We start from the raw sequence: 19811 nt of genomic DNA, 5'->3' as shown, positions 1-19811 counted from the left end.
CGCGACGGCCCGGCCGCCGGCGCAATGATGCCCTTGGCCAGCGTTTCCGCCTCGGCCGAGCGCTCGCGATAGTTGATGGCGACGGCAGCGCCGGCTTCCGCCAGCATCTTGACGATTGCCGCACCGATGCCGCGCGAGCCGCCGGTCACCAGCGCCACATGTCCGTGCAGACTGTTTGTCGTCATCGGCAGTCCTCCTTTGCGCGTCCGGACAGGTTCGCAAAGGGGAAGGCGGGGTGCAACGCAACCCTGCTCAAACCTGCGTTGCGGCAGCCGCCCTTGCGGCAAAAAACCGGCATTTTGGCCCGGAATCGGCCTTGCGTCCGGCGCGGGCCGGCGGCAATGGTTGGGGCATCACTTCTTGCAAGCCCACCCACGAGAGTCCGATGAGCAAACTGATTGTCCGCGCCGGCGATTTCACCTTTGACGCCCGTTTCGAGGAGCAGCTTGCCCCGAAGACGGTGGCCGCCTTCCGCAAGGCGATGCCGTTCGAGAGCCAGGCGATCCATGTGCGCTGGAGCGGCGAGGGCGTCTGGATGCCGCTCGGCGATCTCGATTTCGGTGTCTCCTACGAGAACCACACCAGCTATCCGGCGCCGGGCCAGATCATCCTCTATCCCGGCGGCATCAGCGAGACCGAGATCCTGCTCGCCTATGGCGGCGTGCACTTCGCCAGCAAGATGGGCCAGCTCGCCGGCAATCATTTCATCACGCTGACCTCGGGGCTCGAAAACCTCACCGCCTTCGGCAAGACCGTGTTGTGGAAGGGCGCGCAGAACATCCGCTTCGAGGAAGTCTGATGTGACCGAGGCCCGCTATCCGCGCGATCTCCGCGGCTACGGCCGCACGCCGCCGGATCCGAAATGGCCGGACGCTGCGCGCATCGCGGTGCAGTTCGTGGTCAATTTCGAGGAAGGCGGCGAGAACAACATCCTGCACGGCGATCGCGCCTCGGAAGCGTTTCTCTCCGACGTGCTGGGCGCGCAGCCCTGGATCGGCCAGCGTCACGCCAATATCGAAACCATGTTCGAATACGGCTCGCGCGCCGGTTTCTGGCGGTTGTGGCGGATGTTCACCGAGCGCAAGCTGCCGACCACCGTGTTCGGCGTCGCGATGGCGCTGAAGCGCAATCCGGATGTCGTCGCCGCGATGCACGAGGCCGGCTGGGATATCGCCAGCCACAGCCTGCGCTGGGTCGAGCACAGGGACATGACGGAGGACGAGGAGCGCGCGGAGATCGCGCGCGCCATCGCCGTCCACACCGAGGCGACCGGCGCGCGGCCGCTCGGCTGGTACACCGGCCGCTCCTCGATCAACACGCTGCGGCTTCTGATGGAAGCGGGCGGCCTGCGCTATCTCTGCGATTCCTATGCCGACGACCTGCCGTACTGGATCAAGGCTGCCGGCACCGACCCGCATCTCGTGATCCCCTACACGCTCGACGCCAACGACATGCGCTTCATCAACCCGCAGGGCTTTGGCGGCGGCGATGAGTTCTACACCTATCTGAAGGACAGTTTCGACGTGCTCTATGCCGAGGGCGCGACGTCACCCAAGATGATGTCGGTCGGCCTGCATTGCCGCGTCGTCGGCCGTCCCGGCCGCGCCGCCGCGCTGATGCGATTCCTCGACTACATCCAGAAGCACGAGTACGTCTGGGTGCCCACCCGGCTTCAGATCGCCGAGCACTGGCACGCCAATCTGAAGCATCTCGCGGCCGACGCGTTCGAGATCGGCTAGCGCGGTTCCACCGCTTTCGGTTTGACGCAGGTTTCCAGCTCACCCGAAATGCATCCGATGAATTGCTGCGTTGCACTGAGGTCAGAGGCCATCCCGGATTCCGTGCGTTAGCGGCCTGCAATGCGGGAGCAGGCGGGTTTCATGCGCGAATTCTTAGCCGAATTGGAACACACATTTCGCTGGGTTCCAGATTGGGTCATCGGCCTTGGCCTCATTACGGGCGCGATTGTCGTTGCGCTTGTCATCCATTCGATCGCACAGCGCATCGTCCACCGCATGGTCGGGGCGAAGAACGCGGTCGCGCCGATGCTGCTTGACCGGACAGCTGGTCCGACGCGGCTGGCACTATGTCTCGCCGCCGTCGCGCTGGTGTTGCCGCTGGCACCGCTCGACGATCTGCTGCGGCAGACGCTCAGCCATTTCTTCGGCGTCGCCGTCATCGCCCTGGTCGGCTGGATCTCGATCCGCGCCGTCGACATGGCGTCGGCCAGATATCTCGAGAGATTCCGTCTCGACGTCGCCGAGAATTTCCTGGCGCGCAAGCACGTCACCCAGGTCCGCGTCTTCAAGCGGGTCACCGACACGCTGATCGTCATCATCGCGGTCTCCACTGCGCTGATGACGTTCGACTCGGTCAGGCAATACGGCGTCAGCCTGTTCGCTTCCGCCGGCGCCGCCGGCTTGATCGTCGGTCTTGCGGCAAGGCCGCTGCTGAGCAATCTGATCGCCGGCGTACAGATCGCCGTCACGCAGCCGATCCGGATCGAGGACGCCGTCATCATCGAGAACGAATGGGGCTGGGTCGAGGACATTGCCTCGACCTATGTCGTGATCCGACTGTGGGACTGGCGGCGCATGGTGGTGCCGCTGTCGTATTTCATCGAGCGTCCGTTCCAGAACTGGACGCGCGATGCGCAATCCCTGATCGGTGCGATCGCGCTGCATGTCGACTACAGCGCCGACGTGCCGGCGATCCGCAAGAGGCTGGAGCAGGTGGCCAAGGAGTCGCGACTCTGGGATGGCGCGGTGGTCAATCTGCAGGTGATCGACACCCACCCGCGCACCATCGAGCTGCGCGCGCTGGTCAGTGCCCGCAATGCGCCGCAGTCCTGGGACCTGCGCTGCGAGATCCGTGAGAAGCTGCTGGCGTTCATCCGCGACGAGATGCCGGACGCGTTGCCGCGCGATCGGGCGATCCTATCGCCCGCGACCGACGGATTTGGCCGGGGCTTTCTGCGCGGTACGCCGCCCCGCGAGCGCGCCGCGGCGGCGTCACCGAACTGATCAGCGACCGGCTTAGTGCCCGGCCATGTGCCGGCCGATCTCGGTGAGGTCGGCTTCGCTGGCGCGGGCCTCGTGAACGAACGCGCCGTGGAACATCACGACCAGGCGATCCGACAGCTCCAGCAATTCGTCGAGGTCTTCGCTGACCAAGAGCACCGCGGCGCCGCGGTTCCGGGCGGCCATGATCTCGGCGTGGATCTGCGCCACCGCCGCGAAGTCGAGCCCGAAGCAGGGGTTGGCGGCAATCAGCACCTCGACGTCGCCCGAGAGCTCGCGCGCCAGCACCGCGCGCTGGACGTTGCCGCCCGAAAGTGCCGCGATCGGCGTCTCCGGCGTGCGGGTCTTGATCTTGTAGCGGTTGATCTTGCGCTCGGCATCTTCGCGGAAGGCCGAACGATTGAGCCACCAGCCGCCGCGCGCGAATGGGGCGCGATCGAACTCACGGAACGCGATGTTGTCGGCGACACTCATGCCGCCGACGCAGGCGTTCTTCAGCGGCTCCTCCGGCAGCAGCGACATCTTGTGCCTGCGCATCTCCTCGCGGCTGGCCGCATAGGCCTCGCCCTGGACACGGATCACGCCGCTCTCGGCCTCACGCTGGCCGGCCAGCACCTCGACCAGCTGGCGCTGGCCGTTGCCGGAGACGCCGGCGATGCCGACGATCTCCCCGCTTTTCACCGTCAGCGACACGCCGTGCACGGCAATCGCGCCGGCATCGTCAAGCGCGGTGAGCTTGTCGAGCTCGAGCCGCGGCGCGCCGGTCTCGCCGGTGCGCGGCGGCTGCACCGTCAGCTGCTCGGCGCCGATCATGGTCCGCGCCATCTCGTCCGGCGTGAGATCGGCGACCCGGCCGGTGCCGGCGAGCTTGCCGCGGCGCAGGATCGTCACGTCATCGGCAAACGCCATCACTTCGCGGAACTTGTGTGTGATCATCAGGATGGTCAGTTCGCCCGCGACCACCATCGCACGCAGCATGCCGAGCACCTCGTCGGCCTCGCCCGGCGTCAGCACCGAGGTCGGCTCGTCCAGGATCAGGAAGCGGCGCTTCAGATAGAGCTGCTTGAGGATCTCGCATTTCTGCCGCTCGCCGGCCGAGATGTCGGAGACCTTGGCGTCGAGCGGTACCTTGAACGGCATCCGCGAAAGGAAGGCCTCGAGCTCCTTCTTCTCCTTGCGCCAGTCGACCACGGCCGGCACGTCGTCGCGCGCCAGCACGAGGTTCTCGGCGACCGTCATCGCCGGCACGAGGGTAAAATGCTGGTAGACCATGCCGAGCCCGAGCGCATGCGCGTTCTTCGGGTTGGCAATGGCCTGCTGGCGGCCGCCGACGATGATGTCGCCTTCGGTGGCGTGGTAATAGCCCATGATGCATTTCACGAGCGTGCTCTTGCCGGCGCCGTTTTCGCCGAGCAGGGCATGGAACGAGCCGGGCCGCACCTTGAGCTCGACATTGTCGAGCGCCAGGAAATCGCCGAACCGCATCGTCACGGCGATGGCGTCGACGCCGAACGCGCCTGATGGTGCGGGCGGTTCGCCGATGATCACGACAGCGCCCCGATCAGGTCAGTGGATTTCGTCACCGCGCCGAACACGCCGCCCTGCATCTTGATCATCTTCAGCGCGTGGTCGTGATTGCCTTTGTCGGTCGCGCCGCAGCAATCCTCGACCAGCACGCATTCGAAGCCGCGGTCGTTGGCCTCGCGCATCGTGGTGTGGACACAGACGTCGGTGGTGATGCCGGTCAGCACGATGTTCTCGATGCCGCGCAGCCGCAGCATCAGTTCGAGATCGGTGGCGCAGAACGAGCCCTTGCCGGGCTTGTCGATGATGGGCTCGCCCGGCAGCGGCGCGAGATCGGGAATGATCTCCCAGCCGGGCTCGCCGCGCACCAGGATGCGGCCGCATGGGCCGGGATCGCCGATGCCGGCGCCGATCTGGCGCGAGCGCCAGCGCTTGTTGGCGGGTAGATCGGCAAGATCAGGCCGGTGACCTTCGCGGGTGTGGATGATGTGAAACCCCTGCGCGCGCATCACCGCGAGCAGCTTCCTGATGGGCTCGATCGGCGCCCGCGTCAGCGAGAGGTCGTAGCCCATCTTGTCGACATAGCCGCCGACGCCGCAGAAATCGGTCTGCATGTCGATGATGATGAGCGCGGTATTTTCCGGCCGCAAATCGCCATTGTAGGGCCAGGCGTAGGGTTCGGATTTGATGAAGCGCTCGGGCATGAATGATCTCGCGGTCTATCGGGTGATGGACAATTCGGCGGGCGCGCCAGTCAGCGTGCGCTTCGGCGAGCAGGTGATGATCATGATCGCCAAGGTCAGGATGTAGGGCGCGGCATTGAACAGATGATAGCCGGAGGTGATGCCGACCGATTGCAGCGCCGGCCCGAGGGCTGCGGCACCGCCGAACGCAAGCGAGGCCCACAGGCACAGCATCGGGTCCCAGCGCGCGAAGATGACAAGCGCCACCGCGGTGATGCCCTGGCCGGAGGAGAGGCCTTCGTTCCAGCTGCCGGGATAGAACAGCGACAGGAACGAGCCGCCGATGCCGGCGAGGAAGCCGCCGACCATGGTGGCGCGCAGCCGGATCAGCAACACCGAATGGCCCATCGCGCGCGCCGCGTCCGCGCTTTCGCCGGCGGTGCGGATCAGCAGGCCCCAGCGCGTGGTCTTGAAGGCCCAATAGAGCAGCGGCGCGATCGCGACGCCGATCAGGAACAGCACGTTGATGCGCAGCGCGGCGCGCAGCTGAGGCACGTCGCTCCACCAGCCGAAATCGATCGCCGGCAGCCGTGCCGCCGTCGGCTCGATCAGCGGCTTGCCGAGGAAGAAGGCCAAACCAGTGCCGAGCAGCATCAGCGCGATGCCGACCGCGATGTCGTTGACCCGCGGCAGCGAGCAGATGCCGGCATGCAGCGCGCCGAACAACGCGCCGGTGATGCCGGCGGCGAGCACGCCGAGCCATGGCGAGCCCGAGAGATAGGAGATGCCGTAGGCGCTCATCGCGCCCATCACCAGCGTGCCTTCGAGGCCGAGATTGATGCGGCCACTGCGCTCGGTAATGCACTCGCCGAGGCTGACGAACAAAAACGGCGTCGAGACGCGAATGGCGCCGCCGAACACGGCGAGCGGGACAGTCCAGAGCCCGAGCGATGCATCCGCCATGTCAGGACTTTCCCTTCAGGAAGCCGATCCGCCCGTAGAGCGCGTCGCTCGCCAGCACGAACACGAAGATGATGCCTTGCAGCACCAGCACCGACGCGTCGGGCAGGCCGAGCCGCCGCTGCAACAGGCCGCCGGAGGCCGAGATGCCGCCGAGCAGGATCGCCACCGGAATGATCGCGAGCGGATTCTGCCGCGCCAGGAACGCGACCAGGATCCCGGTGAAGCCGTAGCCGGCGGCGAGGTTGGCATTGGTGCGGCCCTGCACGGCTGCGACCTCGATCATGCCGGCGAGGCCCGCACAACCGCCGGCAAGGAAGCAGACGGTCATGATCAATTTGCCGACGGAAAGCCCGACGATCTTGGCGGCGCGGATGTTGCCGCCGGCGACGCGCGCGGCGAAGCCGAAGGTGGTGTGATAGATCAGGATGTAGGCGGCAACCGCCGCGACGAGGCCGAACACCAGGCCCCAATGCACGTCGGTGCCGGGAATGCTGCCGATCATGTTGGCGGCGCCGATCTCGCGCGTCGACGGCTTGTTGAGGCTCGCCGGATCGCGCATCGGTCCCTCGACCAGATGGTTGAGGACCGCGAGCGCGATATAGACCAGCAGCAGGCTCGAGATCGTCTCGTTGACCCCGCGATATTGCCGCAGGCCACCTGATAGCGCGATCCAGAGGCCGCCGCCGATCATGCCCGCGATCACCATCGCGATCTGCACGACGATCGGTGCCGCGCCCTGCAATGCCAGCGCCGCCGATGTCGCCGACAGCGCGCCGATCAGAAGGGCGCCTTCGCCGCCGATGATCACCATGCCGAGCTGCGCCGGCAGCGCCGTGCACAGTGCGGTCAGGATCAACGGCGCTGCGCGGGTCAGCGTGTTCTGCCAGGAGAAGGCGGTGCCGAACGCGCCGTAATACATGTAGAAATAGAGGTCGAGCGGGTTCTTGCCGTAGAGCGCGACAAAGCCGCCGAACACCGCGAGCGCGCCGACCAGCGCCGCGCCCGGGATCAGGATGTACTCGATACTCGCGCCGTAGCGCTGGAGGAAGCCGGGATCGGCGGCCGGAGCAACGCCGGCCGCCTCCACCGATTCCGCCGCCTCGGTGGTCACGCGGTGGCTCCGATCACGCCCTCGACCAGATAGTCCATCTTCTCGAGCTCGGGATCCTGCTGGCCGCGATCGGTGCCGCCGGCGATCACGGTCTTGCCCTTGTTGTCGGCGATCGGGCCCTTGAAGATCGTGTATTCGCCGGACATGAACTTGGCCTTGACATCGTCGGCATGCTTGCGCGCTTCGGCCGAGACCATCTCGCCATAGGGCGAGACCTTGACGATCTCTTCCTTCAGGCCGCCGCGATAGAAGTTCGGGATCGCTTCACCAGCCACGATCATCTTGACGAACTTCGGATACAGCGCCTCCCAGTTCCATTCGGCGCCGGTCAGATAGGCCTTCGGCGCCAGCGGCGACTGGTTGACGTGATAGCCGCACACCATCGCGCCGCGGCGCGCGGCGTTCTCGACCATCGTCTTCGGTCCGTCGACATGGCAGGTGAGCACGTCGACGCCCTGGTCGATCAGGCTGTTGGTCGCTTCGGCTTCCTTGACCGGCATCGACCAGTCGCCGGTGAAGATCACCTGCGTGGTCGCCTTGGGATTGGCAAGGCGGGCGCCGAGCGTGAACGCGTTGATGTTGCGCAGCACCTGCGGGATCGGCTTGGCCGCGACGAAGCCGAGCTTACCGCTCTTGGTCGAATAGCCGGCGACGATGCCGGAGATGTATTGCGCCTCGTCGATATAGCCGAAATAGCTGCCGGCGTTCTTTGGGTCCTTGTCCGACCAGAGCCCGCCGCAATGCTCGAAGTGCACCTTCGGAAACTTGCCCGCCATCTTGACGACGTGCGGGTTGTAGTAGCCGAACGAGGTGGGAAACAGCAGCGTGGCGCCGTCGAGGTTGATCATGGACTCGATGGTCTTCTCGACCGCATCGGTCTCCGGCACCTTCTCTTCCTCGACCACCTTGATGCCGGGCAGCTTCTTCAGCGCCGCGGCGCCTTGGGCGTGGGCCTGGTTGTAGCCGTAGTCGTCGCGCGAGCCGACATAGATGAAGCCGACCGTGGTTTCTGCCGCCGCCGCGCCGCGAACGCCGAGCGTGCTGCCGAGCGCCAATGCCGCGCTTCCCTGCAACAAATGCCTTCTTGAAATCGTGCCAAAATCCATCGCCTGCTCCCTCCGGCGGGTCCGGCCCGCCTGTCCTTGTCGCGGCCGCCATAACGGCGGCGCGTGACGGAGTGTCGCAAGCTTCGTGCCAGAGCACGTTTGGCGGTCATTATTCCGTAAGTATCTGAATATGAATGAGAACGATGTTCGATGTGAGCCGCCTCGGAAGTGCGCAGTCGTCATCTTGCCTATTTTGTGAGCCATCAATCGCCGTTGTATGCAATGCCGTTAAGCAGTCGCTAACCGCCGGGCGGCCGATGCGGGGCCGGGACGGGTCGGCGCATCAGGCGTCATTTGCCGGCTGGTGAATCGGATCGGGCCTGCTACGAGTGAGGCGGGCCGCGGCGCCGGTTGGACTGATGGGAAACAGCATGAGCGAGACAAAACCGTCTTCGAGTCCCTCTTCCCTCGGTGAGGAGATCGTGGCGCGGATCGATCAGCTAGCGGCGATTTCCGAGACCCCGGAGCATCTGGCGCGTGTCTTCCTCACGCCCGAGCATCGCAAGGCGGCCGATCTCATCCTGTCCTGGATGCGCGAGGCCGGCATGAGCGCGCATCTCGATGCGATCGGCAATGTCTGCGGCCGCTACGAGGGCGAGCGGCCGGGCCTGCAGGCGCTGATGCTCGGCTCGCATTACGACACCGTGCGGGATGCCGGCAGGTGGGATGGCCCGCTCGGCGTCATCACCGCGATCGCCTGCGTCGCCGATCTGAACCGGCGCGGCAAGCGGCTGCCGTTCGCGATCGAGATCGTTGGCTTCGCCGACGAGGAGGGCGTGCGCTTTGCCTCAACCCTGCTCGGCAGTCGCGCGGTCGCCGGCACGTTCGACGAGAGCGTGCTCAATACAAGCGATCGCGCCGGCACCTCGATGCGCGATGCGCTGATCGCCTTCGGGCTCGATCCCGATCATATCGGCAAGGCAGCCCGCGCCCGCCGCGAGCTGCTCGGCTATGTCGAGCTGCATATCGAGCAGGGGCCCGTGCTGGAGGAGAAGGCGCTGCCGGTCGGTGTCGTCACCGCGATTTCAGGCGCGACGCGACTTGCCGCCAGTCTCACCGGCATGGCCGGCCATGCCGGCACCGTGCCGATGAAGCTGCGGCGCGATGCGCTGGCGGGCGCCGCCGAATGCATCGTTGCGATCGAGCAATTCTGCAAGTCCGACGAGCAAGGCCTGGTCGGCACCGTCGGCTACATCAACGCCATGCCCGGCGCCACCAACGTGATCCCGGGCAAGGTGTCCTTCACGATGGACATCCGCTCGCAGAGCGACATGCATCGCAAGCGCGCGGTCGCCGACATCGTGCGGCAGATCGAGGCGATCGCAAAACGCCGCGAGCTCGCCTTGCAGATCGACATCACCCATGAGAACCGCAGCGTGCCTTGTGCACCATGGCTGAAAGCGCAGATCGCCGAGGCGGTAGCTAGCGAGGGCCATGCCCTGTTCGAACTGCCGAGCGGGGCCGGGCACGACGGGATGGCGATGGTCGATATCGCCGATATCGGCATGATCTTCGTGCGCTGCCGCGGCGGGATCAGCCACAATCCGGCCGAGCATGTCGAGCTCGCCGACGCCGACACCGGCGCGCTTGTGCTGCTGCGCTTCGTTGAAAACTTCCGAGCGCACGGTACAGTGAATAGCTGAGGCTGCTGCTCCTCGCGGGCCACGTACGCGGCTGTCCGTGCCGAATCCGGACAATGTGACCGCCATTGGCTGGCACGGCCCGCCTATTTGCGCCCCGGCCCTGAAGCGCTAGACTTGCCCCGATTGGGGAGGGGGAGGGCATGAGGTCGTCCGTCGTCCAGGACGTTCAGTTCCCAAAACAACCGGCGCTGCAGCTGATCTATGACACTGCACCGATCGGTCTTGCCTACCTGTCTCCCGACTGCCGTTACCTCCAGATCAACCAGCGCCTCACCGAGATCTGCGGCATCTCGGTCGAAGGTCATCTCGGACGCACCGTGCACGATTGTGTGCCCGCGCTCGCCACCGCGGTCGAAGGCATCGTTCGTTCGATCATGGAGACCGGAGAGCCCGTGACCGGTGTCGAGGTGTACGGGCAGCGCCCCGGCCACAATGACGAGCGCTGCTGGATCACGCATTGGCACCCGCAGCGCGGGCCGAACGGCAGCATCGTCGGGGTCAACGTTGCGGCCGAAGAGATCACCGAGCGCAAACGCAGCGAACGCGAGATCCGCGCCGCACGCGATGCGGCCGAGAAGGCCTTGCAGCATCTGCAGGAGACCCAGGCGTCGCTGATCGAGGCGGAAAAGCTCGCCGCGCTAGGCCGGCTGGTGGCCGGCGTCGCGCACGAGATCAATAGCCCGGTCGGCACCAGCCTCACGGTCGCCTCGGTGCTGGAGCAGAAATGCGCCGATTTCGCCGCCGAGGCGCGCGCGGCAAGCTGAAGCGCTCGACCCTGAGCGATTTCATCGAAGTCGTCGAAAGCGCGTCGTCGCTGCTGGTCGGCAACCTCAAGCGTGCCGCGGACCTGGTGCAGTCGTTCAAGCAGGTGGCTGTCGATCGCAGTTATTTCGACCGCAGCGCGTTCGATCTCGGTGAGGTGACCGAGCAGGTGCTTTCGAACCTTCGTCCGGCCTTGCCGAAGAACAATCTCGCGCTCGCGGTCGATTGCCCGCCTGATCTTGCGATGAACAGCTATCCCGGCCCTTACGGCCAGGTGGTGACCAATCTGTTCGTCAATGCGGTCGCGCACGCATTTCCGGACGGCAAGGGCGGCACCATCACGATCCGGCTGCGTGCGTCAGGCGCGGGCGAGGTGGAGATCCTGTTCGCCGATGATGGCTGCGGGATGGACCGCGACGTGCTGCGGCAGGCCTTCGATCCGTTCTTCACCACGCGCCGCGACATCGGCCGTATCGGGCTCGGCCTCCACATCGTGCACAACATCGTCACCAACCGGCTCGGCGGCGAAATCCATCTCGACAGCGCGCCGGGGATGGGGACCAGCGTGCGGATCACGCTGCCGCGCGTGGCGCCGCAGCGCGGGACCGATGGTTGATGGGGAGTCGAGAAGGAAATGCTCTCCGGCGTACGGCCCGGAAAACGTCCTTCCAAGATACCGGCGCAAAAGGCATTCCGCGCCCCTTGCTTCGGCCCCCGCCGTCGCGACATTGTCACGGTAGTCCCTGATGGTTACGACGATGAGCCAATCCGCATTCGATCCCTTCGGTGAGGCGGTCCCCGCGGTCGATCGTTCGATCGCGAGCGAGGGCGTGTCAAAATGGCTGAAGACCGCGGGCACCAGCGTGTTCTGGGTTCTGGTGGTCGGCATCGTGCTGGCACGCGCCGTCTATTTCCAGCCCGGCGTGTTCAGTTTCGAGCGTGCCGTTGCCTGGGCGCAGGGTCTGTTCGCCGCGCTCTGAGCACGCGCACGTCCGCATTGCCAACGGAAGCCGACAAGAAGGCGCGCTTGGTCTTGCCGGCTAAGGCCACTTCCGGACTCATGCATCGCAACAAATTGCGTCTCGTATTCGATCACCTTGTCGGCACGAGTCGCTTACTCGGGCAGTCCCGCTTTCCGAAGGCCCTTGATCAGCAGCTTCGCATTTGACAGCCCGCCCCGAGCGATCCATGCAGATATCGTAAAGGCGGGATCGACCTCAAGCACACGCGCCGCCGCCTCACGCGCCTCAACACCTCGCCCGAGATGAGCGAAAGCGGACGCGAGACATCGGTGAGCTGGTGAGTAGAAGGGGTCCTGACGAAGGGCTTTCTTCCCCGCGGCGATGGCCTCGTCAAAGCGCCCGAGCTCGATCAACGCCGTCCCCATAGCAGCAAACATCAGGTGCAGCCGCGGGTCTACCGGGCTCATACGCATGGCGCGTTCAAAGCTCCGGACCGCTTCCTCCGGCAGCCCCGCAATTCGGTAGACTTGGCCTCTGCTGTTCCATGCGCCGAATGAATTTGGGTTGAGCGCGACCGCCCGGTCCGCCATTTCGATCTCACTTTCACTATCGCCGACCATGAACGCCGAGGTTATGGCAGCCGTTGCCAATGTGTCCGGATCACCATCGTCGATGCTCAATGCCAAGCGACAAAGCCGAATGGCTTCCTTGCGCTCGAATTGAGGATCCATAGCGTAGCCCAAAACGACGTTGAGCATGTGACAGTTACCCGCCAGCGCAGCGACAAAGCCGAACCGAGGGTCGAGCTCCAGGGCGCGATGAGCCAGCCTGATCGCCTCCGCCACCCGTTCGCGGGTCGTTAGGTAAAACTGCTGCCTCGCGCGGAGAGAGAAATCATACGCGGTGAGGTTCTCCGGTCGCTGCCGCGCCGCGATTTCAATTTCTGTTTGAAGCAGCTTTGGCTGAATGGCTGAGACAACGGCGACCGTGACTTGGTCCTGAAGCGCGAAAACGTCTGTCAGGTCACGCTCGAACCTGTCCGCCCAAATATGCGCGCCCGTCACTGCATCGATCAACTGTCCCGTGATGCGAACTTTCCCGGCTGCCTTGCGTACGGAGCCCTCAAGGACATAGCGCACACCGAGCCTGCGTCCGACCTCCTTGACATCGACGACTTTGCCTTTGAACGTAAAGCTCGAATTACGAGCGATCACGAACAGCCATTTGAACCGCGACAGCGCCGTCGTGATCTCCTCAACCATTCCGTCCGCGAAGTATTCCTGTTCGGGGTCGCTGCTCATGTTCTCGAACGGTAGCACGGCGAGGGAAGGCTTGTCGGGAAGCGCAAGGGCGCTCGCGGGCGCATCGCTGGGATTTGGGCCCGTAGCGTCTCGCGCCTCCCGCACCTGTCCGACGAAACGGAATCCCTTGCGCGGCAGCGTCCTGATCAGGCGCTGTTCCTCCCCGGAATCTCCGATTGCGCTCCGGGCGACATTCAGCCGGGTCGTCAGTGCTGCATCCGAAACGCTGCGCTTGTTCCAAATAGCATTGATGAGGTCGTCTTTAGTGACAACGCGCTCCCTGTTGCGGATCAGGTAATCGAGCAGATCGAACACCTGTGGTGCGACGGAGACGAGGTCCGGCCCGCGACGCAGCTCGCGCCGCTCGGTGTCGAATGCGTACTCCTCGAAGAGATAGCGCAAGATGCGAATCCGCTGGATGAGGGCCCGCCGATAACCGGGTGGCGCTTTGGCCTCGCTGGAAATCGCAAGAATAGGCTGCCGGTGAGGAAAATGTAAGCTGTCGGTCAAGCGTAGCCGCCGATCTTACAGCATGCTCGTGCGGGTGAAAAACACCCTCCTAGGAGGCGCCGCAATGAGCACGACGCACAGCACAAATTGGCTGGAACGGAAATCCGTATCGACCTGGCATGTCGCCCGCTTCGTCTGGAAGTGTTGGGATGCCTTTCAAGAGAGCCGCGAACGCCAAAAGTTGCGCGCCACCTTGTCCAGCCTTAGCGACCGGGAGCTGATGGATATCGGCACCGCGCGCGGCGAGATCGACTACGTCGCCTCGCACCGCGGGACTGACCCGCGAGACATCCGATCCGGCGATACCTGCCAACGGTTGACGGCCAAATTTGGCCCACCGACTTCCGATAGGGGGTCATTAACGGAACAGTAGCGCTCTAGCTGTTTGGCCGAGGCTTCTTGGTCTAAAGGCAGGTATGCTGCCATTTGCAAATGGCAGGTACCGTTCCCGCGAGATAGTTCTATGGACGCGAAATCAGCCACGCGATTTAAGCAGCACGGAGAGCGGGCCATTGAGGAGTTATCCTTGGCGCTCACGCTCGCCGAAGAAGCTGCTCCAGCAAGTGAGTTTCTGAGATTAAGGACGTCGGTCGGCGATATCATCGCTCGGATAGACAACATGCTTCAGGACAACATTTACAAAGATCATCCCGGTCTGGATGGCATGAAGACTGACCTTTAACGTCCGCTTCGGGGCCAATAGGCGACGTCACAGGCCGTCCTGCATCTGGACCGCTTCTCGCAAGCGGACCTTGTGATGTCGGCGGCTCCGGTCAGCAACGGGCGTAGGCTGCCGAAGGTCGATCCCAGCCCGGCTCACTTTTTGCGGAGATTGAATTTCGGTTGCCGGTTCCATGCTAGCTTGCATCTGGTGCAGAAGACAGAGTCAGACCTATCCTTGAAAGACCGCGCAAAAGAAGCGCTTGCTTACGCTTGTGGTTACGTTTGTGGCGAGGTCATTGGGTGGGTTATTGTCGGGGCAGCCTGGAGTTTGTTCCTTTTGGTGCGTAGCTACAGCACCTATGTAGGGGTGGCCGCAATTTCATGCGGGGCGCTTATTCTTGCGCTGGTTGCGTGGCAAGCACTCAAAGCCGGATACCAAAGCCTTCGATGATCCTAACGACGATGCACGCGCGAAGCGACTGATCAACGACCGCCGCGAGCGCGCACGTCATTGAGCGGGATCGTCAGTCGTCATGGCGCGGCATCCTGCACCTGGTCCGCTCAAACCTCATAAGCCGATCTAAGGCTATCCGCTTCCCAAGTCAGTGATGGGTCACAAGCCGATATTGCTTGGGCCGGATCGCGTGTCCGCTTCGCCCCGAAAGCGGGTGTCCCAGATTTTTATGAATACGCACCCTCGTCTCATCGCGCTCTGGCGGACGGCACTCGCGGCGGCGTCTTCGTGGCCTGCGTCGCCCGGATGATCCCCTCGAACGCGACCGCGGCCGGCACGTCGAGCCGGCCGGGCGATTTGAGCTGCCAGAGCGTGCGCTCGATATGAACGCCCTTGATCGGGATCACCTTCAGCTTTCCGAGCTTCACCTGATCGTCGATGACAGCAACCGACACGATGGCGACGCCGACGCCTGAGGCCACCGCCTGCTTGATCGCCTCGGTGCTGCCGATCTCGAGCGTGCGCTGCGGCTCGACGCGGTGAGCGGCGAGCGCTTGCGCGACCACCTCGCGGGTGCCTGAGCCCGGTTCGCGCAGGATCAGGATCTCGTCGTTGAGCAGGCGGACGTCGATCGGACCTGCGGCGGCTGCGAAGCGGTGATCGGGCGCTGCGATCAGCACCATCACGTCGGTGCGCCAGGCTGTGCTGGTCAGGTTCTCGTCCTCAACCGGCCCCTCGACCAGCGCGATCTCGATCTCATGCCCCAGCATCAGCGCGGCGATATCACTGGTGTTGGCGCTCACGACATGCAAGTCGATGCCGGGAAAGGCACGGTGGAACACGCCGAGATATTCCGGGATCATGTAGGTCGCGATCGTGGTGCTGGCACCGATCCGCAGCGAGCCGCTGTCGAGGTTGCGCAGCGCCTGCAATTCGTCCTCGGCGGCGCGCTCGGCCGCGAACAGCGTTTCGGCATGGCGGGCCAGCGCCGCGCCCTCCCGGGTCGGCCGCACCCCCTTCGGGGTGCGATCGAGCAGCCGGCAGCCGACCTGAAGCTCGAAATCCCGCACCCCCTTGGAGATCGCCGGCTGGCTGATGTGCAGCAGGTCGGCGGCGCGGGAGAAGCTGCCGGTTTTCGCCACGGCCGCGAACAGGCGGAGCAGATGCAGGTTGAGGGACATAACTTCTCTCTATCGGGGCAGTCCGAAAATATATTAGCCAAGAGGTGGCCTCTGGCGCATAAAATCTTCTCTGAAAAGAGGATTTCGTGCCGGAACAACAACAAGATCAGGGGCAGAAGCAGGGGACGCTGAAGCGCATATTCCTGCTCATTCCGGGCATTCTGCTCTGCGGAATGGTCACGATCATCTCGCTCGGCATCCAGGCCGCCGAAGAGCGGGTTTTCGACCATCCCTATATCGAGGCCCTGGTGGTCGCGATCCTGCTCGGGATGGCCGTGCGCACCGCCTGGGAGCCGTCGGAGCGCTGGCGCTCGGGCATTGCCTTCAGCGCCAAGCAGCTGCTCGAGGTCGCGGTGATGCTGCTCGGCGCGTCGATCAGCTTCGCCGCGATCCTGGCGTCGGGCTGGCTCCTGATCGGCGCCATCGCCGCCACCGTCGTGATCATGCTGGCGGTGAGCTATGGGCTCGCCCGCCTGCTCGGGCTCAAGACCAAGCTCGCGATCCTGATCGCCTGCGGCAATTCGATCTGCGGCAACTCGGCGATCGCCGCGGTGGCGCCCGTGATCGAGGCCGATGGCGACGACATCGTCTCGTCGATCTCGTTCACCGCCATCCTCGGCGTGCTGATGGTGCTCGGCCTGCCGCTCTTGATCCCGCTCTTGAAGCTGACCGCGACGCAATACGGCATCCTCGCCGGGCTCACGGTCTATGCCGTGCCGCAGGTGCTGGCGGCGACCGTGCCGGCCGGCATCGTGTCGACCCAGATCGGCACGCTGGTGAAGCTGGTGCGCGTCCTGATGCTGGGCCCGATCGTGGTCGGCCTCTCGCTGTTCGTGGCGCGGCGGCGCAAGGCAAACACCAAGGCAAACACCAGGACCGGCGCTGTCGACGCGGGTGCTGCAAAGGCCGCCGCGATCAGCCCGTTCAAACTGGTGCCCTGGTTCATCATCGGCTTCCTGGTGCTGGCCGCGCTGCGCTCGTTCCAGCTGGTGCCCGATATCGCGATCGCGCCGGTGACGAAGACGGCGGCGATCCTCACCGTCGTCTCGATGGCGGCGCTCGGGCTCGGCGTCGACGTGCGCGTGCTCTCGACCGTCGGCGGCCGGGTGACCGCGGCAGTCACGCTGTCGCTGATGCTGCTGCTGGGCTTGAGCATCGGCCTCGTGCACTTCTTCAAGTAGAGCATGACTAGATTAGGTTGAGCTGCAGCCGCATCGAAGGTTCACCTCTCCCTTAGGAGAGGTCGATTTGCGCAGCAAATCGGGTGAGGGGTTACGGTCTATCAAAAGAGCAAGAGCCCTCACCCGGATTGCACGGACGATGCTTCGCATCGCCGAGAGCAATCCGACCTCTCCCCGACGGGGAGAGGTGAGCCGAAATCGCGGCACGCCCGAGTCAACCAAAACTCATACCGCTCTGGCGGCTACTCGGCAGCCTTCGCGGCCTTGCCGAACATCCGTGTCGGTGCCGCAAAGCCGCAGGACGTGCCGTCGGTGATCTTGACCTGGTCTTCCCAGGGCAGCCGGAAGCGGCCGGATACCATGTCCTGCATGAAGGTGTAGGGGCAATCCATCGCGCCGCCCTTCACCGCGACATAGCCGCGGTGCCAGAGCTGATAGATGTTGTTCTCGACGCCCCAGTTGATCCGCGCCTCGCGCACGAGGTCGGGCCGCACCTCGGCGGTGATGATCTCGTCGGCCCGTCCCGTGGTGCCGTGCGCGATGATGCTGCCGTCGAAATTGACGATCATGCCTTCGCCCATCGAGTCGAAAGACCCGTCTGAGCCGCACATGCAGACATTGGCGGTCACCATCAGGTTCTGGAACGCGTTGGCCTGGTTGGTGAAGCGCCAGCTGTCGCGGATCGGCGCGGTATAGCCGGCGGTGCGGATCATGATCTCGGCGCCCTTGTAAGCACATTCGCGCGCCATCTCCGGGAACATGCCGTCGTGGCAGATGATCAGCGCGATCTTCGCGCCTTTCGGTCCGTCGATCACGGGAATGCCGATGTCGCCCGGCTCCCACGGCTCGACCGGAATCCAGGGATGGAATTTGCGGTAGTACAGCTTGATCTCGCCGTGATCGTCGATGATCAGCCCTGAATTGTAGGGATTGCCGTGCGGGTTGAACTCCATGATGGAGAAGCAGCCCCAGATCCTGTTGTCGATGCAGGCCCGCCTGAAGGCCGCGACTTCCGGCCCGTCGAGCCGGCACATGATCTCCGGATTGGTATCCATCGACAGGCCGTGCAGCGAATATTCGGGGAAGACGACCAGATCCATGGTGGCGAGATTGCGCCGCGCCTTGCCGACCATCCAGACGATGCGCTCGGTCTGCCGTGCCAGATCGGCCTTGGTCGCAACCACGGGCAGCTGCAGCTGCACCAGTCCGATCACGACGCCGTTGGGTGACTTGTTGAGACCGCCAAGTCCATTCATGCCTGTCCTCCCGCTTGTTTGAAGCGTTGTCATTTCCCGAACGTTCGTCGCCGCTCGTTCGGCTCCGATGCGGCTCTCAGCTAGCAACGATCATGCCAGCAGGATTAAGCGATGCGCAAATCAAGCGGATGAGAAGCGGGGCAGGGCGAACGGCCGGGCGCGTGTCCCAAGCAATTGAGATGCCGGGCATTTCGGGCCATTGAAGGGGACGGCACTATCATTTGCGCAATGGCACGCGGTTTGCTTAATCAAGCGCGGGTCTTCTCGCATTCGGGGCGTACGTCATGGCGAATTCAGGCGCGACAATCGCGGCGGAGCCGGGGCCGATCACGCTCGACTGGAGCAGGACCGCGCTCGTCATCATCGACATGCAGCGCGATTTCATGGAGCCTGGCGGCTTCGGCGAGACGCTCGGCAATGACGTCGGCCAGCTCGCCCGCGCGGTAAAGCCGATCGCTGCCGTCCTCGCGGCAGTCCGCGACGCCGGCCTGCTCGTTGTCCATACCCGCGAGGGCCATCTGCCCGATCTCTCCGACGCGCCGCCGGCAAAGCTCGAGCGCGGCGCGCCGTCGCTTCGGATCGGCGATCCCGGGCCGATGGGACGTATCCTGATCCGCGGCGAGGCCGGGCATGACATCATCCCCGAGCTCTATCCGCTCGACGGCGAGATCGTGATCGACAAGCCCGGCAAGGGCGCATTCTACGCCACCGAATTCGGCGACATCCTGCAGAAATACGGCATCGAGAATCTCCTGGTCTGCGGCGTCACCACTGAAGTCTGCGTCAACACCACGGTGCGCGAAGCCAACGACCGCGGCTATCGCTGCGTCGTGATATCAGACGGCTGCGCGTCCTACTTCCCGGAATTCCACGAGATGGGCCTGAAGATGATCAAGGCCCAGGGCGGCATTTTCGGCTGGGTTGCCGATTCAGCCGCGGTGCTGAAGGCGTTGGCCGGCTAGAGCGGACCTGATCAGCGCGCGGCCGCAGCCGATCGATGCGTTCACCCGAGCAACGTCACGCGGCTCGGTCGGCAGCATCGGCAGAGTGGCGCGCAAACAACAGGCAGCGGCCGAAATCCATAGTCCGGCTCAATGCGGCGCGCGCAGGCCGTGTTCATCATCAGCCAGCATCTCGAGTTGTTTTGCCAGGCCTGTGAAGCTGTTGGCGATATTTCGCAGCACGTTCGCCTGCTTTGCAGAGACTGCGCGGTCTTGCGATTGGCTCCGATAGCTCTCGGCCAAATCTCGGCATTCCGCTGCTGTCAGCATCAAAAAGGCTCCGGGTCGATCAAGACAAAAAGGGCCGCCGGCCTTGGGGAAGCCAGCGGCCTTGGGATGGGGGGCATTTCTCGCGTAGGGGGGACCACGCACTTCTTGATTAGCTCATCTAAAGCCGGGGCAAGTTGAGCGAGATCAACTCCGCTTTCCGCCAGTCGCGCGGCCGGCGTGCCGCGCCGCGGGCGCGTTGCCGTGCTTCGCGCCCCGGTAC

21 protein-coding genes are annotated in these 19811 nt (G+C 64.4%); 11 read left to right on the top strand and 10 right to left on the bottom strand.

Features of this window, described 5'->3' with window-relative positions:
• Nucleotides 1–185 (bottom strand): SDR family NAD(P)-dependent oxidoreductase (locus H8A92_RS08025; protein WP_229195287.1); only part of this gene is annotated, 185 nt, incomplete at its 3' end.
• A 200-nt stretch (nt 186–385) separates the two neighbouring features.
• On the opposite strand from H8A92_RS08025, the gene H8A92_RS08020 reads away from it, so the two are divergent.
• The 3 genes from H8A92_RS08020 to H8A92_RS08010 all read left to right on the top strand — a co-directional run bounded on the left by H8A92_RS08020 (nt 386) and on the right by H8A92_RS08010 (nt 3023).
• Entirely contained in the window at nt 386–799 is a 414-nt protein-coding gene (locus tag H8A92_RS08020) for a DUF3830 family protein (RefSeq protein ID WP_050631209.1), read from the top strand.
• Nucleotide 800: 1 nt separating this feature from the next.
• Nucleotides 801–1739: an allantoinase PuuE gene (puuE, locus tag H8A92_RS08015; RefSeq protein WP_229195286.1), complete on the top strand. Its 939-nt coding sequence runs from the start codon at nt 801–803 to the stop codon at nt 1737–1739.
• 141 nt (nt 1740–1880) lie between these two features.
• On the top strand, nt 1881–3023 hold the full coding sequence (locus tag H8A92_RS08010) for a mechanosensitive ion channel family protein (RefSeq protein ID WP_229195285.1): 1143 nt from the start codon (nt 1881–1883) through the stop codon (nt 3021–3023).
• Nucleotides 3024–3035: 12 nt separating this feature from the next.
• Here the strand turns inward: H8A92_RS08010 and H8A92_RS08005 are convergent, their stop codons facing one another.
• Genes H8A92_RS08005 through H8A92_RS07985 form a run of 5 tightly spaced genes read right to left on the bottom strand, consistent with a single transcriptional unit; the run spans nt 3036 to nt 8407 of the window.
• Entirely contained in the window at nt 3036–4568 is a 1533-nt protein-coding gene (locus H8A92_RS08005) for an ABC transporter ATP-binding protein (RefSeq protein WP_229195284.1), read from the bottom strand.
• A complete protein-coding gene (biuH, locus tag H8A92_RS08000) occupies nt 4565–5248 on the bottom strand; it encodes a biuret amidohydrolase (protein ID WP_229195283.1) in 684 nt (227 codons plus the stop codon). The genes H8A92_RS08005 and biuH overlap by 4 nt, the downstream gene beginning before the upstream one ends.
• 15 nt (nt 5249–5263) lie before the next feature.
• Nucleotides 5264–6190, bottom strand: coding sequence for an ABC transporter permease (locus H8A92_RS07995; RefSeq protein ID WP_163157718.1), 927 nt, complete (start codon nt 6188–6190; stop codon nt 5264–5266).
• A gap of 1 nt (nt 6191) precedes the next feature.
• A complete protein-coding gene (locus tag H8A92_RS07990) occupies nt 6192–7301 on the bottom strand; it encodes an ABC transporter permease (protein WP_229195282.1) in 1110 nt (369 codons plus the stop codon).
• Nucleotides 7298–8407 (bottom strand): BMP family ABC transporter substrate-binding protein, encoded by a 1110-nt coding sequence (locus tag H8A92_RS07985; protein ID WP_229195281.1) that lies wholly within the window; start codon nt 8405–8407, stop codon nt 7298–7300. Before H8A92_RS07985 ends, H8A92_RS07990 begins: the two co-directional genes overlap by 4 nt.
• 371 nt (nt 8408–8778) lie before the next feature.
• Between H8A92_RS07985 and H8A92_RS07980 the strand changes: the two genes are divergently transcribed.
• From H8A92_RS07980 to H8A92_RS07965, 4 genes are all read left to right on the top strand, one after another.
• A complete protein-coding gene (locus H8A92_RS07980) occupies nt 8779–10050 on the top strand; it encodes an allantoate amidohydrolase (RefSeq protein ID WP_229195280.1) in 1272 nt (423 codons plus the stop codon).
• Between the two features lie 140 nt (nt 10051–10190).
• Complete coding sequence (locus H8A92_RS07975) at nt 10191–10814, top strand: PAS domain-containing protein (protein ID WP_229195279.1); 624 nt, start codon at nt 10191–10193, stop codon at nt 10812–10814.
• Nucleotides 10775–11428 carry a sensor histidine kinase gene (locus H8A92_RS07970; protein ID WP_229195278.1) on the top strand — a complete coding sequence of 218 codons (654 nt, stop codon included), beginning with the start codon at nt 10775–10777 and terminating at the stop codon, nt 11426–11428. The genes H8A92_RS07975 and H8A92_RS07970 overlap by 40 nt, the downstream gene beginning before the upstream one ends.
• Nucleotides 11429–11570: 142 nt before the next feature.
• Nucleotides 11571–11792: a hypothetical protein gene (locus H8A92_RS07965; protein WP_229195277.1), complete on the top strand. Its 222-nt coding sequence runs from the start codon at nt 11571–11573 to the stop codon at nt 11790–11792.
• 134 nt (nt 11793–11926) lie between these two features.
• On the opposite strand, the gene H8A92_RS07960 is transcribed toward H8A92_RS07965, so the two are convergent.
• A complete protein-coding gene (locus H8A92_RS07960; protein WP_229195293.1) occupies nt 11927–13477 on the bottom strand; it encodes a winged helix-turn-helix domain-containing tetratricopeptide repeat protein in 1551 nt (516 codons plus the stop codon).
• Between the two features lie 172 nt (nt 13478–13649).
• Between H8A92_RS07960 and H8A92_RS07955 the strand changes: the two genes are divergently transcribed.
• Together H8A92_RS07955 and H8A92_RS07950 are read left to right on the top strand one after the other, a co-directional pair.
• Nucleotides 13650–13958: a DUF1127 domain-containing protein gene (locus H8A92_RS07955; RefSeq protein WP_338026512.1), complete on the top strand. Its 309-nt coding sequence runs from the start codon at nt 13650–13652 to the stop codon at nt 13956–13958.
• Between the two features lie 153 nt (nt 13959–14111).
• On the top strand, nt 14112–14267 hold the full coding sequence (locus tag H8A92_RS07950; RefSeq protein ID WP_229195276.1) for a hypothetical protein: 156 nt from the start codon (nt 14112–14114) through the stop codon (nt 14265–14267).
• Between the two features lie 683 nt (nt 14268–14950).
• Here H8A92_RS07950 and H8A92_RS07945 read toward each other — a convergent pair.
• Nucleotides 14951–15883 carry a LysR family transcriptional regulator gene (locus H8A92_RS07945; protein ID WP_229195275.1) on the bottom strand — a complete coding sequence of 311 codons (933 nt, stop codon included), beginning with the start codon at nt 15881–15883 and terminating at the stop codon, nt 14951–14953.
• Nucleotides 15884–16056: 173 nt separating this feature from the next.
• Here H8A92_RS07945 and H8A92_RS07940 point away from each other — a divergent pair, with 173 nt between their 5' ends.
• Complete coding sequence (locus H8A92_RS07940; RefSeq protein ID WP_229195292.1) at nt 16057–17064, top strand: YeiH family protein; 1008 nt, start codon at nt 16057–16059, stop codon at nt 17062–17064.
• Nucleotides 17065–17306: 242 nt separating this feature from the next.
• Here the strand turns inward: H8A92_RS07940 and H8A92_RS07935 are convergent, their stop codons facing one another.
• The gene (locus H8A92_RS07935; RefSeq protein WP_229195274.1) at nt 17307–18320 is read right to left on the bottom strand and encodes a formamidase; all 1014 of its coding nucleotides are present in this window, start codon (nt 18318–18320) and stop codon (nt 17307–17309) included.
• A gap of 284 nt (nt 18321–18604) precedes the next feature.
• Between H8A92_RS07935 and H8A92_RS07930 the strand changes: the two genes are divergently transcribed.
• Nucleotides 18605–19282, top strand: coding sequence for a cysteine hydrolase family protein (locus H8A92_RS07930; protein WP_229195272.1), 678 nt, complete (start codon nt 18605–18607; stop codon nt 19280–19282).
• 129 nt (nt 19283–19411) lie between these two features.
• Here H8A92_RS07930 and H8A92_RS07925 read toward each other — a convergent pair whose 3' ends face one another.
• Nucleotides 19412–19591, bottom strand: a complete 180-nt coding sequence (locus tag H8A92_RS07925) for a hypothetical protein (RefSeq protein ID WP_229195271.1) — start codon at nt 19589–19591, stop codon at nt 19412–19414.
• Nucleotides 19592–19811 lie beyond the last annotated feature (220 nt).

It is taken from the genome of Bradyrhizobium acaciae (genome assembly GCF_020889785.1).
Taxonomy (GTDB): domain Bacteria; phylum Pseudomonadota; class Alphaproteobacteria; order Rhizobiales; family Xanthobacteraceae; genus Bradyrhizobium; species Bradyrhizobium acaciae.
The sequence above is the reverse complement of the archived record's forward strand: the minus strand, read 5'-3'. Positions and strand labels throughout refer to the sequence as shown.

Coding starts and splice junctions, on each gene's coding strand:
- H8A92_RS08020 (WP_050631209.1), top strand. CDS start 386: ATGAGCAAACTGATTGTCCGCGCCGGCGATTTCACCTTTGACGCCCGT.
- H8A92_RS08010 (WP_229195285.1), top strand. CDS start 1,881: ATGCGCGAATTCTTAGCCGAATTGGAACACACATTTCGCTGGGTTCCA.
- biuH (WP_229195283.1), bottom strand. CDS start 5,248: ATGCCCGAGCGCTTCATCAAATCCGAACCCTACGCCTGGCCCTACAAT.
- H8A92_RS07995 (WP_163157718.1), bottom strand. CDS start 6,190: ATGGCGGATGCATCGCTCGGGCTCTGGACTGTCCCGCTCGCCGTGTTC.
- H8A92_RS07985 (WP_229195281.1), bottom strand. CDS start 8,407: ATGGATTTTGGCACGATTTCAAGAAGGCATTTGTTGCAGGGAAGCGCG.
- H8A92_RS07980 (WP_229195280.1), top strand. CDS start 8,779: ATGAGCGAGACAAAACCGTCTTCGAGTCCCTCTTCCCTCGGTGAGGAG.
- H8A92_RS07975 (WP_229195279.1), top strand. CDS start 10,191: ATGAGGTCGTCCGTCGTCCAGGACGTTCAGTTCCCAAAACAACCGGCG.
- H8A92_RS07970 (WP_229195278.1), top strand. CDS start 10,775: ATGCGCCGATTTCGCCGCCGAGGCGCGCGCGGCAAGCTGAAGCGCTCG.
- H8A92_RS07965 (WP_229195277.1), top strand. CDS start 11,571: ATGAGCCAATCCGCATTCGATCCCTTCGGTGAGGCGGTCCCCGCGGTC.
- H8A92_RS07955 (WP_338026512.1), top strand. CDS start 13,650: ATGAGCACGACGCACAGCACAAATTGGCTGGAACGGAAATCCGTATCG.
- H8A92_RS07945 (WP_229195275.1), bottom strand. CDS start 15,883: ATGTCCCTCAACCTGCATCTGCTCCGCCTGTTCGCGGCCGTGGCGAAA.
- H8A92_RS07940 (WP_229195292.1), top strand. CDS start 16,057: ATGGTCACGATCATCTCGCTCGGCATCCAGGCCGCCGAAGAGCGGGTT.
- H8A92_RS07935 (WP_229195274.1), bottom strand. CDS start 18,320: ATGAATGGACTTGGCGGTCTCAACAAGTCACCCAACGGCGTCGTGATC.
- H8A92_RS07930 (WP_229195272.1), top strand. CDS start 18,605: ATGGCGAATTCAGGCGCGACAATCGCGGCGGAGCCGGGGCCGATCACG.
- H8A92_RS07925 (WP_229195271.1), bottom strand. CDS start 19,591: ATGCTGACAGCAGCGGAATGCCGAGATTTGGCCGAGAGCTATCGGAGC.